12 protein-coding genes are annotated in these 16,827 nt (G+C 62.8%); 3 read left to right on the top strand and 9 right to left on the bottom strand.

From position 1 onward, the window contains the following. The first annotated feature begins 74 nt into the window (after nucleotides 1-74). On the top strand, nucleotides 75-755 hold the full coding sequence (locus tag HMPREF2808_RS08475; protein WP_070624440.1) for a beta-N-acetylglucosaminidase: 681 nt from the start codon (nucleotides 75-77) through the stop codon (nucleotides 753-755). 20 nt (nucleotides 756-775) lie between these two features. Here HMPREF2808_RS08475 and HMPREF2808_RS08470 read toward each other — a convergent pair whose 3' ends face one another. Then, the gene (locus tag HMPREF2808_RS08470; protein ID WP_070624439.1) at nucleotides 776-1,852 is read right to left on the bottom strand and encodes a YlbL family protein; all 1,077 of its coding nucleotides are present in this window, start codon (nucleotides 1,850-1,852) and stop codon (nucleotides 776-778) included. A 93-nt stretch (nucleotides 1,853-1,945) separates the two neighbouring features. On the opposite strand from HMPREF2808_RS08470, the gene HMPREF2808_RS08465 reads away from it, so the two are divergent. Continuing rightward, the gene (locus tag HMPREF2808_RS08465; protein WP_070624438.1) at nucleotides 1,946-3,364 is read left to right on the top strand and encodes a zinc-dependent metalloprotease; all 1,419 of its coding nucleotides are present in this window, start codon (nucleotides 1,946-1,948) and stop codon (nucleotides 3,362-3,364) included. Here the strand turns inward: HMPREF2808_RS08465 and HMPREF2808_RS08460 are convergent. After that, a complete protein-coding gene (locus HMPREF2808_RS08460) occupies nucleotides 3,361-3,858 on the bottom strand; it encodes a M48 metallopeptidase family protein (protein ID WP_070520212.1) in 498 nt (165 codons plus the stop codon). The two genes, HMPREF2808_RS08465 and HMPREF2808_RS08460, sit on opposite strands and share 4 nt — an antisense overlap. Nucleotides 3,859-3,932: 74 nt before the next feature. Here HMPREF2808_RS08460 and HMPREF2808_RS08455 point away from each other — a divergent pair, with 74 nt between their 5' ends. Continuing rightward, nucleotides 3,933-4,763, top strand: coding sequence for a TOMM precursor leader peptide-binding protein (locus HMPREF2808_RS08455; RefSeq protein WP_070624437.1), 831 nt, complete (start codon nucleotides 3,933-3,935; stop codon nucleotides 4,761-4,763). On the opposite strand, the gene HMPREF2808_RS08450 is transcribed toward HMPREF2808_RS08455, so the two are convergent. From HMPREF2808_RS08450 to HMPREF2808_RS08420, 7 genes are read right to left on the bottom strand one after another with little or no spacing between them, the layout of a single operon-like run. Further along, nucleotides 4,760-6,814: an ATP-dependent DNA helicase UvrD2 gene (locus HMPREF2808_RS08450; RefSeq protein ID WP_070624436.1), complete on the bottom strand. Its 2,055-nt coding sequence runs from the start codon at nucleotides 6,812-6,814 to the stop codon at nucleotides 4,760-4,762. The two genes, HMPREF2808_RS08455 and HMPREF2808_RS08450, sit on opposite strands and share 4 nt — an antisense overlap. Next, nucleotides 6,786-7,517 carry an NAD(+) diphosphatase gene (locus HMPREF2808_RS08445; protein WP_070624435.1) on the bottom strand — a complete coding sequence of 244 codons (732 nt, stop codon included), beginning with the start codon at nucleotides 7,515-7,517 and terminating at the stop codon, nucleotides 6,786-6,788. Before HMPREF2808_RS08445 ends, HMPREF2808_RS08450 begins: the two co-directional genes overlap by 29 nt. Then, on the bottom strand, nucleotides 7,517-8,629 hold the full coding sequence (locus HMPREF2808_RS08440) for a potassium channel family protein (RefSeq protein WP_070520204.1): 1,113 nt from the start codon (nucleotides 8,627-8,629) through the stop codon (nucleotides 7,517-7,519). The genes HMPREF2808_RS08445 and HMPREF2808_RS08440 overlap by 1 nt, the downstream gene beginning before the upstream one ends. 42 nt (nucleotides 8,630-8,671) lie before the next feature. Beyond that, a complete protein-coding gene (locus tag HMPREF2808_RS08435; RefSeq protein WP_070624434.1) occupies nucleotides 8,672-11,884 on the bottom strand; it encodes an ATP-dependent helicase in 3,213 nt (1,070 codons plus the stop codon). Continuing rightward, nucleotides 11,877-15,053: an ATP-dependent helicase gene (locus tag HMPREF2808_RS08430; protein WP_246818546.1), complete on the bottom strand. Its 3,177-nt coding sequence runs from the start codon at nucleotides 15,051-15,053 to the stop codon at nucleotides 11,877-11,879. Before HMPREF2808_RS08430 ends, HMPREF2808_RS08435 begins: the two co-directional genes overlap by 8 nt. Nucleotides 15,054-15,056: 3 nt before the next feature. Further along, nucleotides 15,057-15,830: a hypothetical protein gene (locus HMPREF2808_RS08425; RefSeq protein ID WP_070520200.1), complete on the bottom strand. Its 774-nt coding sequence runs from the start codon at nucleotides 15,828-15,830 to the stop codon at nucleotides 15,057-15,059. 33 nt (nucleotides 15,831-15,863) lie between these two features. Beyond that, nucleotides 15,864-16,805 (bottom strand): DUF3152 domain-containing protein, encoded by a 942-nt coding sequence (locus HMPREF2808_RS08420; protein ID WP_070520198.1) that lies wholly within the window; start codon nucleotides 16,803-16,805, stop codon nucleotides 15,864-15,866. Nucleotides 16,806-16,827: the final 22 nt, after the last annotated feature.

Below are 16,827 nucleotides of genomic sequence, written 5' to 3'. Positions count from 1 at the left end.
GACTAAACTCAGTCTGCAGTGGCCATTAACGCTCAGCTCCCGGGCTGGGCACAGAATCGATAGAGGAGTCTCTCGTGCGCTTGACATCTCGCTTCACCGCCGCAACATCGGCCGTGCTTGCCACCGGCTGCCTGCTCACCGCATGTGGGAAGGACGATGCGCCCTCCCCCGAGCCGGCTCCTGCAAGCGAAGAAACCACTGCAGCCGCGGAGAAATCCAGCGCGCCGGCCCCAGCTACCTCCGCCGAGGAATCCGAGACGACCTCTCCTGCCGCATCCGAGACTCAGACCAGCTCGGGCGCGGAGGATAAATCCTCAACCCGCAACTCCGCCGACCGAAAAGACAAAGACAAAGACTCCAGCGAGTCCTCTGAGCCCAGCGGCGCGTTCACTGATTCCGTGGAGCAGGCTTATGAGATCTTCGGTGGGCTCGTCCCGGAGGAGATCTTCGCTCAATTCGACCGCTGCGATCCCAACGGCGTGACGGATTCCTTCAACTGCTCCGGTTCCGAAGTGGGACAGTTCCAGTTCTTCAAGTCCAAGACCAAAGCTTCCCAGACCACTCAGGTTCTCACCGAGCTGCGCAGCTCCCGCGTCATCGAGGACAGCGGCAACCGCGTCGTAGGCTGGTCCATGCTGGGCAATACGGCCATCCTCACCGTCGTAGACAACGACGAAGGCCTCATCATGCAGCAGATGATCTCCACGGACCAGGACGATCCGGAAGAGCGCCTCAAGGAGCTTGGCTTGGTCTAGGACCGCAACTTCCTTTAGGGCTAGCCTTCGCAGGTCTCGACGGGCTTGCCCTCTGCAAAGTCGTGCATGGCTGTGATGGCGTCATCCAGCGTGTGGACCTTGGCCACCACCATGTCGCCGGTGCCACGGCTGACCGCCTCCGCGCAATTATCTGCAGGTGCGAGGAAGAGCTCGGCGCCCGCTTCCTGCGCGGCGTGCACCTTGTGGACGATGCCACCGATGGGGCCGACCTCGCCGTCCTCACCGATGGTGCCCGTGCCGGCAACAAACCGGCCGCCGGTGAGATCCTCATCGGACAATTTGTCAATCACCGCCAACGTAAACATCATTCCGGCCGACGGCCCACCGATGTCCTGTAGGTTGTAATCCACGGCGATGTCTTCGGTGGGCACCGAGGTCATGAGGATGCCCAGCAAAGCTACGTCGTCGTGCTCTGGGTGTGCGCCGAGGGTCACCGGGACTGTCTTTTCCTCGCCCTTGCGGATAATCCCCAGCTTCACCTCATCGCCGGGCTTAAGAGCTCGGATCTTCTCCTGTACCTGGCCAGGCTCCGTGACCTTGTCGCCGTTGACGGCGGTGATGATGTCGGCGTCGTCAAGCGCGCCCGCAGCGGGGCTGTCATCGAGCACCTGAGCCACCTCGATACGCACGGGCTTGTGCAGGTAGTCCATGGCGGCGACGGTAGCCGCCGACTCAGACTGGGTAAAAGCCTGTTGATTGGCTTCCTGAACTTCCTCATCCGTCTTGCCTTGCGGGATGACGCTGCCGATGGGGACGATGGTGTCATCGGTGAAAAGCCACCGCCCCAAAGCTTGAGCCAACGTCATGTTGGTGCGCACAGAGACCGTCGTCATGTTGAGATGCCCCTGCGGCTGGAACGTTTCCGGGGCCTCGACGTTGACCACCGGTTCTCCCTCCACTTCACCCAAGGTGTCCAGGGTAGGACCTGGTCCTTCGGCGGCATAGGGCACCGACAGGGTGATGTCGGTACCGGGGATGTGGTCGACGCTGAGCAGGGCTCCCGTCAACACCACCGGAATGGCTCCCCACGTCAGGGTGGACAGGCGGCGGGTTCGGGGGTTCTGCGAAGATTTCACGGAGGATCAGCCTACAGCCTCGTGATGCTTGTTCGCTCTCAGCGTTGCCGTGGTCCTAGAATCCGCGCTAGGAAACCTAGTAGATTAGGCCCCATGAGCAACGGATTCGGTTTTTCCTTCCCCAATAACGACGATGACGATGATAACGATCGTCGCGACCAGAACCCGTTCGGCGCCTTCGGCTTCAGCGCGGGCAACGGTGGCCTAGGAGACTTGTTGAATCAGTTTGGCCAGATGCTCTCCGGCATGGGTTCCTCCATGAACTCCCCGGAGGGTGCAGGCCCGGTCAACTATGACCTGGCCAAGCGCATCGCGCACCAGCAGATCTCCGGCGATAAAGAGATCAATGATAAAGACCGCACTGCAGTGCAGGAAGCCGTGCGGTTGGCGGAACTGTGGTTGGATGATGCCACGATTCTGCCTACCGCATCCGGCACCGTGACCGCGTGGAATTCTGCGCAATGGTTGGATGAGACCCTGCCGATGTGGCAGCGCATGGTCACCCCGGTGGCGGAACACATGAACTCCGCGCAGCTGGAATCCCTGCCGGAAGAAGCCCGCGAGATGATGGGGCCGATGACCTCGATGATGAACTCGATGTCTGGGATGAATTTCGGAATGAAGCTGGGCCATGCCCTGGGTGACTTGGCCGCGCAGGCACTTACCGGTTCTGACTTCGGCTTGCCGGTCTCCCCCGCGGGCACCACCGCGCTCTTGCCGCACAACATCCAGGCCATAGCGCGCGATCTCAACGTTCCGGGCCAAGAAGTGTTGGTCTATATCGGCGCCCGCGAGGCCGCCCGCCAGCGCCTGTTCAAGCACGTGCCGTGGTTGGTTGAGCGCCTCGTCTCCTCCGTGGAGGAATACGCCATGGGCTTGGTCATCGACACTTCTCACATCGAGGAAGCCACACGCGAGCTCAACCTGGAGTCCGGTGACCCGCAGGCCATCCAGGATGCGATGAACAAGCTGCAGGGCATGGACCTGTCCCCGCGGATCACCTCCCGCAATGCGGGCGCGGCTTCCCGCTTGGAGACTCTCCTGGCGCTCGTCGAGGGCTGGGTCGAGCACGTAGTGACCGAGGCCCTGGGTGAGCGCATCCCGTCCACGAAGGCGATGAATGAGGCGTGGGCTCACCGCCGCTCCACCGGTGGCTCCGCAGAAAAGGCCTTCTCCCAGGTCGTTGGCATTGAGCTAAACGCACCGAAGGTAGAGGCGGCAGCTGAGCTGTGGCGCCGCGCCACCGTCGCGGTGGGCGCCGATAAGCGTGACTCCGCCTGGGACCACCCGGACCTGCTGCCCACCGCCGAGCACTTGGAGAACCCGGCTTCCTTCATCGACGGTTTGCTCGATGACACCCCCGACGAGGGCTTTGAAGAAGAGTTTTCCAAGCTGGAGGAGATGCTCCGCCAGCAGGACGCCAGCGGCAGCGATGCTGCTGACGAGGACAAGAACACGGACGCTGGCGAGGATAAAGAAAACAAAAAGGACAAGCCGGAAGACGAGAACTAGCGGAAGCGCTGGTAGGCCTCGAGGTATCCCTTCGCGCGCTCGGCTTTGGGGGCTCGATCGGCCCACTCCCAAAACTCCGGGCCATGGCCCGGGATGAAGGTGTGTGTTAGCTCGTGGATGATGACGGCGTCGAGGACGTAGTCGGGAACATCCTGCAGCCGGTCAGAAATCCGAATATCTCCCGTTGAGGTAGTACAACTACCCCAGCGGGATTTTTGGTTACTCACCCACCGGATGGATCCCACCGTGGCGCGGCCCTCCAGAAAGCGGGCATTCAGGGTACGGGCGCGAGAGGACAAGGAGTCGTCGGAAAGCTGCGAAGAGCTGTGCTTCTTGCGGACCTTCGCCACGATGCCATCCACTGCTTCACGTTCCTCCGCCGCCGACATCCAGGCGGGGATGCGCACCTCCACGACGCCATCAACGACGCGGGCTTGGACAGTGCGGCGGCGCCGGGCGGAGCGGATAACGCGTACCTCGGGATTGCTCGACATGACAGGGCATTCTACCTGTGGTGCAATGGTGGCTAAACACAACTGGGGTGGGTTAAAGAACGGGGAGGAAAATCATGGGTGCTAAGACGTACATGTTGGCGCCAGAAACCGTGGTCATTGAACGCGAGCCTGGAATTCTCCAATGTGGGATGGATGCCACGCGCGTTGGGGTCTTCGAAGCCCACCCGCAGCTGGCGGGGCTGCTCAACCGGCTGCGCACTCCGCTGACCCGGCAGACCATTGAAAAGTCCATCGAGAACACAGGCGTTAGCGCCTCCGCTGCTCGCAGTCTGGTCGATGATCTGATTAGCTACCGCGTTCTGTGGCCGGCTCCCCGTCCCCAGCGCGTGGCGGTTTTGGGGACCTCGGCCCTGGCCAATGAGCTGCGCGACGTCCTGCTTAGCGATTCCTTCCAACCCCGTTCCCCTCTCCACAGCGAAACCCCCGCCGAGTACATCGCGAACGTGGCCGGGCACCTGCCTATCGTGGCCGTCGATATGTTGGATGGCGCCACGGAATGGGCACAGGCACTGAGTAATTCCCCGGCGACCTGGCTGCCAGTGTCCATGCTCGATGCCCGCGGCATCATCGGACCGGTCCGCGTAGCTGGAGCCGGTCCCTGTCCGATGTGCGCGCACCTGCATCGCATCGAAGCCGACGAGCAGTGGCACGAGGTGGCTCACCGCGCCGCAGCGGTAGAGCCACCGGGTGATCCCATCGTGCGCACGGCGATAGTGATGCATGCGGTGGTGACCATCCGCCGACTCTTGGGAAGACCCGCCCCACCCGGGGCACCAGGCGGTAAACCGCTAGCAGGTGAGCTCACGGAGATAGACCTCTACGGCATGGAGCAACGCCGCCTGCTCATTGAACACCCGCGCTGCGCGTATTGCGCCGGTGTTTAAGCGCGGGCAGACGCGATGATCTGCAGCACCTCCGCACCATAGCGCTCCAGCTTGGAAGGGCCCACCCCGGAGATATCGAGCAGCTCCGCCTCGTTTGTGGGAAGCGCCTCCGAGATCGCTTGCAGGGTGGCGTCAGAGAACACGACATAAGCAGGTACCTGAGAGTCCTTCGCCACGGACGCACGCCACGCGCGCAGTGCGTTGAAGACATCCTCATCGCCCTCGTATTCACACCACTCGTGGCGGCCTAAGACCTTTTCCGCTGGGCTGCTGAGCTGGCCCGAGCACACCCGGCAGCGGCGCGGGCGATAGCGGCGGTTGGAGGATTGGCTTTCTTCGATTCCTGGCACCACGCCATCCAAGAAACGAGTGCGCTCACGCGAAGCCCGCGAGCCGGTGGTCTTTGCCAGAGCCCACGACAAAGCTAGGTGCTCGCGCGCACGAGTAATGCCGACATAAAACAGCCGGCGCTCCTCCTCCACGTGCTCATCGCCGGCCTTGATGGCGTGGTTGATGGGTAGCAGTTTTTCGGTGAGACCAACGAGGAAGACCGCATCCCACTCCAAGCCCTTGGCTGCGTGGATGGTGGCCAAGGTGACGCCCTCCATCGTGGGGTTGTGCTTGTTTTCGGAACGGCGGTGTAGCTCACCGAGCACGCCGGGAAGATCGATGCCCTCGTGGTCCTCCACGATTTGTGCGATGAGATCCACCAGTGCGGTGAGCGACTGCCAGCGCTCACGGGCCTGCGCGCCCTGCGGCTCCGTGGCGGACAGTCCCAGCTCCACGAAGGCCGCGCGCGCCACGGCCACCGGATCGTTCGGCAGATCATCGCGGCGCGTGGCGGCGATGAGCACGCGGATGGCCTCCAAGATCTCTGGGCGGCGGAAGAAGCCTTCGCCGCCGCGGACCTGGTAGACCACTCCGGCGTCGGCAAGCGCCTGCTCAAACTGCTCCGACTGCGCGTTGATGCGGTAGAGGATCGCAATCTCCGAGGCCTTAACTCCCTGGTTGAGCAAGGTCAGAACCTGGCCCGCGACCTCCTTGGCCTCGATCTCCTCAGACTCATAGGCCTTAAACGTGGGCTCGGGCCCTGGCTCGCGCATACCCTGCAGCTCCAGACGGGTTCCCGCAGCGCGGCCTGAAGCCTTTGAGATAACTTCGTTGGCCAAGTTCGTCACCTGCGGGGTGGAGCGGTAGTCTCGCTGCAACTTCACCACAGTGGCCTGCGGGTAAGTGCGAGAAAAATTCAGCAAGTACTCCGGGGAAGCCCCGTTGAAGGAGTAGATGGTCTGGTTAGCATCACCCACAACCGTCAGGTCATCGCGCTCCCCCAACCACGCCTCCAACACTCGCTGCTGCAGCGGCGTGACGTCCTGGTACTCATCCACCACGAAGGTGCGGTACTGCTCACGGAATACCTCAGCCACCGAAGGAACGTTCTCGATGGCACCGGCGATATGCATGAGCAAATCATCGAAATCGAGGTACATGACATCCGGAGTGGCCTTCATGTCCTCATAGCGGCGAAAGACCTCCGCCACCTTGGCCGGGTCCCCCGGTGCCTCGCGGTCCGTGGATTCGATGATGCCGGGATAGCCCTCGGGGCTGATCAGCGAGGACTTTGCCCACTCGATTTCCCCCAGGAAGTCACGGATGGTGTCCTTGTTGTTGTCCAATCCGAGTGAGCGCACCGCGCGCCCCACGAGGCTGAACTTGTTGTCGATGAGCTGCCAAGGCAGATCCCCCGCAACCTGCGGCCAAAAGTACTTCAGCTGACGGCGCGCCGCGGCGTGAAAGGTTTGGGCCTGCACTCCCCCGACGCCCATGTGATTGAGACGCTCACGCATTTCGCTTGCGGCACGAGTAGTAAACGTGACGGCCAGAACGCGTTGCGGGTTGACGAAGCCCTGGTCCACCATGTGGGCAATGCGATAGGTAATCGTGCGCGTTTTGCCCGTACCGGCACCCGCGAGGATGCAGACCGGACCGCGCGGCGCCGTGGCTGCGGCCCGCTGGTCTTCATCAAGCAGGGACAGATCCGGTCTCATCACCGTGGAACCACTCCATAATCATCGTGTGTGCAATTGAGCCCTTGCGGGCAATGGTCAGTTCTGGCAGTTCAGCGCGGGACACCCACCGCACTTCCGCGAGCTCTCCGTCAGTATCGCACACGGGCCGGACATCCTCCGTGACCGCGGAAAAGCCCACCATCAGCGAACCGCTCGGTGGCCAGGGTTGCGAGCCCCAGTAGGTAACTGATTCAACGCGGCGACCGGTTTCTTCCAAAGCCTCGCGGACCATGGCCTCTTCGAGGGTCTCGCCGGGATCAACATAACCGGCAATGAGCGAAAAGAACCCTGAACGGTGCCGGTTGCGAGCCAGAAGAATACGGTCCGTTTCCGGGTGGCGGATGATGCCGATGACGGCCGGATCGAGGCGCGGGAAAACGAGGCGCTCGCCATCGTGGCCCACAGCCCCCGGGGCAGGATAGGACAGCTCACGCCCAGTGCGCGGATCAAAGCGCGCTTCACGACGGTTACGAATCAGGTGCAGCGCTTTGAGAATATCGCGCTGGCCGTTGAAGAAGGTGGCATCGCGCAATGTCCCGAGCCGTTCGGCGGACTCAGTGTCCATGAGGAAAGCATGGATGGCCCCGGCTGTCACCACGATATCCCCCGCCGGCTCAGCCAGGTAAACAGGTTGCCCTCGTGGCGTTACCGGAACGCGGCCGGCTTCGGTGACGGGCAGGAACATTAGTTGCCTTCGTCCTCATCTTCATCGGTATCTTCCGCGGCTTGCTGCATCTCGTGCTTGATGTAGAGCAGGCGGTCACCGGGCTTGAGCGCGTAGGCATCTGCCGTGTCGACGCGGTGCAGCTCGTTATTACGCAGGACGGCCAGGACAATGTCCGCGAGGTGGCGCGGGTTGGAGCCCACCTCGAATTCGCGTACAGCGCGCTCGGCCACGGAGAAGCCCTCATTCGGAGAGAGGAGGTCCTCCATCATCTCCACCACCGTTGGCGTCACGGTGGCGAGGCCCAGGAGGCGGCCGGCCGTTTCCGCGGAGGTGACCACCGAGTCGGCACCGGACTGCAGGAGAAGGTGGCGGTTTTCGGATTCGCGCACAGACGCGACAACCTTGGCCTTCGGATTGAGCTCGCGCACAGACAACGTGCACAGCACCGCGGTATCGTCCGTGGACGGCGTCACCACCACGGAGGAGGCGTGCTGCGCGCCGGCGATGCGCAGGACATCCTGTTTGGTTCCGGAGCCATAGATGGTGACAAGGCCATGGTGCTCGGCGCTGGCTAGGGCCGCACGGTTATTGTCTACGACCACGATTTGGGAGGCTGGGACGTCATCGGCGATAAGCGCGGCGACCGCACCGGCGCCCTTGGTGCCATAGCCGATGACGACGGTGTGGTTACGCAATTGCTTTCTCCAATTCTGGATTTCAAACGTGCGACGGGCTCGATCCGTCAGAACCGACAAGGTAGCACCGACCAACAAAACAAGGAAGAGCAGGCGGGCCGGAGTAACAATAACGAGGTTGATAAAGCGCGCCGTGGGGGTCACAGGGACGATATCGCCGTAGCCCACAGTGGTCAACGACACCGCTGAATAGTAAGCGGCATCGAGGAAGGACAGGTCTTCGCTGTAGCCATCGCCGTCGAAAAAGACGACGATGGTGACGAAGACCAACAGCCCCATGGCCCAAATAACGCGGCTTGCCAGCTGTTTCCACGGGCTAGTGCTCTGCGTGCGCGGAATCGTGATGACGTCGATCAGCGCATGATCTGGCTGCGAGGTCAGCTCAACCTGCGACAAGAAACGCGATGTAAAGCGTTTACCTAAGTGCTTGGGCACGAAGTGCCAACCTCCCTAGACAGTGCGGATTTCCTCGTGAGACTACCTTAGACTCAACCCCGGTGGCGTGGAAACTGCGGAGCTTAAAAGCTCAGCCAACCGTGCTCCGGTGGGCAAGTCATCCGGCTCCAAGAGATAATTCTCATGCACGTAGAAGAACGCCGCGCGGACGGTCTCCACGCCGTGGATGCGCCGCCATGCTTCTGCGTAGACAGCCAGCTGAATCTGCGCCGAGGCCAATGCGGCGCCCTGCGGGCGGCGGCCGGTCTTCCAGTCCACGATGAGCCAGGAGCCATCCGGCTGCTGGAACACCGCGTCCATGCGGCCGCGGACAACCGAGTCCCCAATGGTGATCTCGAAGGGTGCCTCGACATAAGCGGGAGTGCGCTGTGCCCACTCGGAGGCCAGGAAAGACTCCTTGAGGGATTCCAAGTCATGGTCCGGTTCGTCATGCGAGCCTGGCAGCTCGTCCTCCCCCAGCAAGGCTGGGGAACCGAAACGATCCTCCAGCCAGGCGTGGAAAGCTGTGCCGCGCTTGGCATAGGAGTTGGGCTTGAAGGGAATGGGGCGACGCTGGCGGCGCGCGAATTGGGTGGGATCCGCCGACATAGCCACCATGTCGGAGGCCGTCAGCTCGCCAGGCAGTTCAACATCGACCACGGGGGCTTGAAGGGCCTTGTATTCTTCGATGAGCGCACTCGCCTCCTGCTCCCAGAGCCCAAAGACTTCGCCATCACGCAGCGACGGTAAGTCCTCCATCGCCGCGCGCACCGCGTCTGCTGCTTTCAGCGCTTCCGCTTGCGGGGTCAGCGAGGGGAAAGACGCCTCTTTAACCGCGCCTTCCGCTTCTTCTTCCGGAACCTCGGGGACCTCCCAATGGACCACCAGATCTGGGTGCTTATCCGCCAGCAACTGCAGGTAGGAATAGGGTCCCTTCTTATTCTTTCCCTTCATCCTGTTGGTGCCGGAGCCCGTCACCGTCAGCGTGGACTCGGTGCGGGTCATCGCCACATAGAACAGACGGGCCGCTTCCTCTGCCTGGAACTCGCGGTTTTGTTCTTTGAATGCCGTGCACGCCTTGTCGAAGTCGGTGCGTGTCACCGCATCCTCGGGGACATCAATGACGTCCTCATCGCCTGGGGCTTTCTCGATCTTGGTCAGGAAGGTTTCCGCCTGCGCCTTGTAGCTCGAGGAATCCGCATGTGCCACGCAGACGTGCTCCCATTCCAAGCCCTTGGCCTTGTGCACCGTCATAATCTGCACGCGGTTGCGCACGAGCGGGACCTCTCCCAGCTCGAGTCCATCTTCCTTCTCCTTAGCCAGCTCAAGGTAGTCCAAGAGGCCCGCCAGGCCATCCCCGTGGAAGCCCGCGACGAAGTCAGCGAAAGCGTCGAGGTGCGTAGTCCCACCAGCCTTGCCGGAAGCGAGGACTTCGGTGCGCAGGCCGAAGAGTAGCTCAATGTCGGCGATGATGTCATTCAACGACTTCCCCAGGGAATAGGTGCGCAAGTAACGCAGCTTGGAGGAGACCTCCTCCATGCGTTCCAATCCTTCGGCGCTGTAGCGATCGCGTTCGCCGAGGTCTGCGAGGGCGTCGGCAAGCCCCAGCACCTGGTCCGGCCCCTCCGCAGTGATCTCTTCGACCTGGATAGCCAGGTGCTCCAAAGGATCACCGCCCTCCCACCGCGTGCGGCCCTCGGTGGCGCCTGCGAGGTTGCGCTGACGCGAATGCAGCGCCTGGATATCGGCGATGCCCAAGCCGCACATCGGACCGGTCAGCACACGCAGTGCCGCCGCGCTGTCCTGTGGACGCACCAAGAGCGTAGCCACTGCCACGAGGTCTTGGATCTCTGGCTGCCAGAGCAGGCCACCCAGGCCGAAGATCTCATTGGGCACGCCAGCCTCATCCAAGGCGGCGGCGATCAAAGGCGATTGCCTATTGGTGCGCACGAGCACGGCGGCGCTGAAATCCTCGCCTTCCGGCGTGGACTCATAGAGCTGACGAAGGTGATCAGCGATGAAGGAGCGCTCCTCGTCCTCAGATGCGAAGTAACCCAGCTCAACCGTGCCAGCCGGTGCCGTGGGCTTGGGCGACAGCTCATCCACGGGGCGCTCGCCGGGGCTTGAGGAGAAGAGCTCCGAAGCCACGTCATTGGCCAACCCCAGCACCGTCGACGGGTTACGCCAAGAGGTAGTGAGCTGATCCTTCGGCGCCGGGGTGCCATCAGGCTGCGGAAAGTCCGTGACAAAAGCCTCCAGGTTTTCGGCCGTCGCGCCACGCCAGCCATAGATGGACTGCATGGGATCACCAACCGCAGTAACGGATAGTCCCTCGCGCTCGCCGCCGAAGAGGGAGCGCAATAGGATGCGCTGCGCGTGGGAGGTGTCCTGGTACTCATCCAGCATGATGACGCGGTAGCGCGCGCTTTGTTGCTCACCCAAAAGCGGGAAGTTTTTGGCCAGGGTGGCGGCGATGGACATCTGCTCACCGAAGGTGATCACCCCGCGCTCCGCTTGCTCTTTCTTGAGAGCTTCCACCAAGGGCAGGTGCTCCAAGCGCAGGCGCTGGATATCCAAGTACTTCTGCAAGTCTTTACCGAACTCGCCTTTAGTCCGCTTGCTCTTTTCTAGATCCTCAGCGGTTTTTCGGAAGATATCCTCGTGCTCATAGAGATCCTGCGGATCTTTGAGCTCCCCGTCCATCGTTTCCGCGAGCTTGAGCAAGGTCGCGGTCACCGTGGCCACCGCATTATCGGTGCTCAGCGAACCCGTGTAGTTGCTGACCACCTCGTGGGCAATGGCATAGCGTTCCGCCTCCGTGATGATGCGGGCATTCGGCTCCACCGGCATGAGCAAGCCATACTCGCGGACGAGATCGCCTGCATAGGAGTCATACGTGGACACGTTGGGGGCGATATTCTCTACCGCCTCAGCCGCCGGGCTGCCCGGGGCAAGGATTCCAGAAGATCGCAGCGTCAACAGCTGGCGGCGGATGCGCTGCTCCAGTTGCTGGGCCGCCTTGCGGGTAAAGGTGAGGCCGAGGACCTGCTCGGGCCTCACCAGACCATTCGCCACGAGTGAGACCACGCGTGAGGCCATCGTTTCCGTCTTACCAGCGCCGGCGCCGGCCACGACGAGTTTCGGACCGAGCGGGCCATCGATAACAGCGGCCTGTTCCGGGGTGGGAGGAAAAGGCTTGCCCAGCGCGGCAGCAAGCTCCTCAGGGCTGAAGTGTTGAGCCGGATTCTTAGGCATTGGTCACCAGACCTCCTTCATTCATCACGGGGCAAATAGAGCGGATTGGGCAGCGATCACAATCGGCATTTTCGCGCGCGGTCAGATCCGGTCCGCGCAGCTCAGCCACGAGTGCGGGCAGCATTTGTGCAAATTCCGCAAGCTCTTCTGGGGGCTTGGTGGCTTGTTCTCGGGTGGGCACGGAGGCAGCGCTCGACCGCGGGAACACCAGAACACCACCGCCTCGCGGCAGGCCATCACCGGTCCGGATGGACACGTCATGAGATTCGCTACCTGGTTCTGCTGCAGCCCCGACGAGCTGGCCGTGTGCTAGCGCCAACTGATACGTCATGAGCTGAGTGTTGTCCTGGGCACTGGTCGCCGACGGGACTTTTGTCCCCGTCTTGAGATCCACCACGACATAGTCCTCGCCGGCTTTTGCCAGCCGGTCGATGAACCCACGGATGGTGACATCAGGACCGATATCCACGGTGACGGGGACCTCGACGCCCACGGGCTCGAGCGAGACTGAACTCGAGAGCACCCAGCCATGGGTGCGGTCGATGAGGCGTTCAAAGTCTGCGCGTTCAGCTTCCCGGTGCCACGCTGGGCCTTCGAGGAGCGAGTCGAAGGCATCGAGCACCAGCCGCTTCGCAGGCTCAGCGGCCGCGCCGCGGCCTAAAGCCTCCAAGAAGGCATGCGCCAGGTTGCCCCGCACGAGGTTGATGTTCGAGGAATCATCTTCCACCAGCTGCCCCAGCACGGCGTTGAGCGGGCACGTGAGCAGGGCATCGACCCGGGACGGCGATACTGTGCTCGCACCACGCAGCGGCAGCTCGGAGGCCACGCCGCGCGCGGCCCACCAGTGATCCGGATGCGCCCCTGGGACCCCAGCCTTTGCCAAACGTGCCAACTGCCGTACCGCTTGGGAGCGCTCCGCCTCTCCGGTTTCCGGATCGGTAGCGCAGCGACGTAGCTGCGCCACGAAGGAAGGCACTGACAACACCGAGACATCGAGGGGATCCACTTCCTCATCCCCACGTGAACCGCTGTGCAGTGTGACCGGGCTCGGATCCGGAACCTCGAGGCCCAACTCGCGCGGCCAGGCCTGGCGCGCCAAGCGCTTGCCGGCCTCCCGGCGCGCTTGTGCACCGGGAACATCGACTCCGCGTGCAGAAAGGAATTCGTCGATGAAGCGGGAGGGTTCCTCCACCACATCGCCCTCCGGCGAATCCACCGCCACGATGAGCAGGCGGCGCAAGTGGCGGGTGGTAGCCACGTGGAAGAGGCGGCGCTCCTCCGCTAAGCGCCCGGACACGTGGCTCACCGGTGTGCCGGGCGTAATGTCGCGGTCGATGAGATCAATGAGGTCTTCTTGTCCAAAGAGGGAGCCGGTCTCCCCCACCGAGGGCCATGTGCCCTCTTGAACGCCCGCCACAATGACGGTGTCCCACTCGCGCCCCACCGCGCCGTGCGCAGTGAGGATCTCTACAGCATCGGGCAAGGCCGCGCGACGGTCGCGCACGCCGGTAGGCAGCTCCTGCTCCGTGATGTGCAGGATGAAGGACTCCAACGATGCCGCCGGACGGCGCTCGGCGTAATCACCGGCAGCGTCGAACAACGCCATCATCGCATCCAGGTCGCGGTCTGCCTGCGAGCCCGCGGCACCACCGCGCAGAGCCGCTGCCTGCAGGCGCGTGTCCAAACCGGTGGCCTGCCACACCTCCCAGAGGACTTCCTCAACGGCAGCTCCCGCGCGCAGGGCCGCACGCCCGGCAGACAGCACCCCGCGAATGCGCGCCAGAATCGCTTCCTCGCGCTCCGTGAGGAGGTTGTTGAAGTCCGGCAACTCACCGTCCAGCAACTCACGCAGCGATTCCATTCCGCGCTGCTCCGGCTTCCAACGGCGCAGGCCGCGGATGAGTCGGCGCAATGTTACCGGGTCAGCTCCACCGACAGGCCCAGTAATCAGGTCCTCGAGCTCTGCAGGATCGAGTTCGTTCTCCAAGGCACGCAATGCCAGGAGCACTGCTTTGACCAAGCGCTGCTCTGCAAGCACGACGTCCGTGGGATTGATATGTACCGGCACGCCAGCGCTGAGCAGTGTGCGACGGGCGGGACCAATATCCCCGGTGGAGCGCACTATCACCGCGATATCGCGCCATTGCACCCCGTCCTCGAGGTGGCGGCGGCGAACCGTATTAGCCAAAACATCGCGCAAAGTACCGCGGGAATCCACAACGCTGACGCACGCCGGGGAAGGCGTGCGGTGCGTAGAGTTCAGACGCAGCTCGTTCTCTGCCTCCCAAGTGGTGAGGAATTCCGAGTTGGCACCGCGGAAGGCAAAGACCGCTTGGTCGGGGTCACCACCAATCACTGTGAGGCGAGCGGTCTTTGCCAGCTCAGCAATTAATTGTCCTGAGGTCGGGTCCAGCAGCTGGGCATCATCGACCACGATGGTGTGCCATGGATGCTCACGCAGCAGCTCCGGGCGCAGAAGAACCTGGCTAACCAGCTCCGCAGCGGAATAGGAATGCGAACCCGCCAGCGCCTGGGTGCGCTCATATTCGCGCAGGAACTCGCCCGCTGCCGCCCACATGGGCCGGGAGTAGCGCTGTCCCAGTTCCTCCAAATCTGAAGGCCCCAGGCCGCGTTCGATGGAGCGCAGCAACAGGTCACGCAGTTGGCGCGCAAACCCCACGTACTCAAGGGCTGGGCGCATCTCCTCCGGCCACGCGCCCCTGCCATCGGCAGCATGTCCCTGGAGCAGTTCACGGATCACCGCATCCTGCTCAGCACCGGTAATGAGGCGCAGCTCTTCCTCGCTGCCTTGGCGCAGGAGCGCAAAAGCCAGCGAGTGTACCGAGCGCACCATCGAGGTCTGCGCGGCGTAGTCATCGAGGTTTTCAGCTAACTCGCGGCGCAGCAACGAGCCGGATTCCTTGGACGGGGCAACGACAAGGATGCCGGAGGCATCGGCGCCGGCGTTCAGTTGTGCCAAGACAACGTCGATAAGCAGGCTCGATACTCCCGATCCCGCCGCTCCCAGGACTCTCCACGTGCCCTGTTGCGGCAATGGCACGTCCCACGTGCGCGAGGCAGCACGACGTCTTCGGGGAATAAGGCGGACATCCGGCGAGGGGGGAAGCGTGACGCCGGTACGTGTGGGGGATTCGCTGCTGTACTTCACGCCCTACAGTCTGTCAGATGTTGCGGACACGAGGGCCGCTTCTACCCTTTCGATGTTCGAACGCACGGTCGCCTTTGACCGCGGGTGCAGGATATTGACGTAACGGCGGTACGCCACAGCACGCAAGAGCAACTGCTGTATACCGGGCACTGACGCAAAGCGAGCACAAATCTCATCGTCCACCGCCCCTGCAATGAGGCCATCCACCATGACCACCGCGGCGGACCAGCCCACCGGGCGCGGGGCCGCGGAAGGCACAATATCAGTCAGCGCCGGCGGGTTAGCCCCGGAGAACACCGTGGTCCCCAGGACATCCACGTGCGCGGTGACCAGCGGAAGCCCTGCAAGCTCAGTATCGGAATAGGCCTCACCGCTCTCCTCCCAGGCAGCCCTCTCCGCCCGCGCAAAAACATCTTCGCGCCTATCCAGCGTGGGCAATGGCGCCAGCGCTAGGGCCTCATCGAGCCGCAGCGCCAACTGGGCAGTCTCATCAATGCGCCCGCGCAACTGCCCCTCCACGAACTGCGTGGCCTTCCACCCGGCAGCCGTGTAGCGCCCATCCGCCGTCAGCACCGGGCGGGCAATGCGCGCTCCCGGCAGACTGAGCTTCTCGCGCACCTTGGCGGACCAGCTGGTCCACGCGCGAGCTTCGGCAAAGACAATATCCCCGACGCGAATCCCGTTATCCCAGGCAGGCCCCACGAGCTCTCCCTGCGTTCTGCGGGGATGGAACTCAGCGTTAAAGGCTGCAAGAACGGGCTCAGGAGGCAATGGCATTGGGGAAACAGTCCTTTTTAGCTTCGGGCCGATTTACTCGGGTTTGGTGTGATCGGAACTTGCGGGAGTCGGATAGGGCCAGGGGTTCGGCTCACAGGTGACATCCTCATCCGGATAGATCTCGTTTGGCTCTTTCTCAAAGAGCTGCGCGTTGTTCAAGCTCAGCGTCTGCTGCATCATGACCGGTGCGAGTTTACCGGCGCCGCCGCAGGGCTGGTGCGCGGCGAATCCGATGGCGTGGCCAAACTCGTGGTTGATCAAGTACTGGCGGTAATTGCCCAAATCCCCCTCAAATGGTGCAGCGCCCCGGACCCAGCGGGACTCGTTGAGGTTCACCGTGGACTCCCCGGTAATGGTGGTATGGCACGAGGTTTCTGATTCCAACTGCGCGCCGCACAACTTCGCCGTAGTCCCCAGCGAGGTCAGGCGGATGTGCGTATCGGGATTGTCATCAGCCTTGACGTGGATGAACTCAAAGTCGCCGTTGGCGGTCCAACCTCGGGGGTCGGCCAGGGTGGCGTCGACCAGCGCTACGACGGCCCTATCGCCGCCATAGGCGGAGGTATCCACGCCATTTTCGATTTCTACTGAGAACCGGATGGTTTGCTTCCCGCCTTTGCCCGCATGCATGGAGGATGGGCCCGCGTCGCGGTAGGTTTCATCACCTTGCTCCGTGAAGGCACCGCCGGCGGGCAAGCCATCCTTGGCCGCGGCAACTGCGCTGGCATTGGCGGGATCAGGCCCCTTGGGGGAGGGTGCGTCAGCAGCCGCAGTGCTTGCCGACGTCTCCCCTGTCACCGACACCTCCGCATCCTGGGCTGGGGAACGAAAAACATCAACCAGCACCCACACCGTGATGACGACCATGACGGGAATCGCCACCACTCGCCACCATCCGTACTCGCGAGCAAAACGCTCCACCGCCGAGACGAACTGTGGGCGCTGCTTAAGTTCCGCGGGATTATCCATGGCCATTTAGGCTACCCGCTGAGGCAGC

Origin of the sequence: Corynebacterium sp. HMSC078A10, from assembly GCF_001811565.1 — a bacterium.
GTDB classification, from domain to species: Bacteria; Actinomycetota; Actinomycetes; order Mycobacteriales; family Mycobacteriaceae; genus Corynebacterium; species Corynebacterium hesseae.
This window is presented reverse-complemented; position numbering and strand designations above follow the sequence as displayed.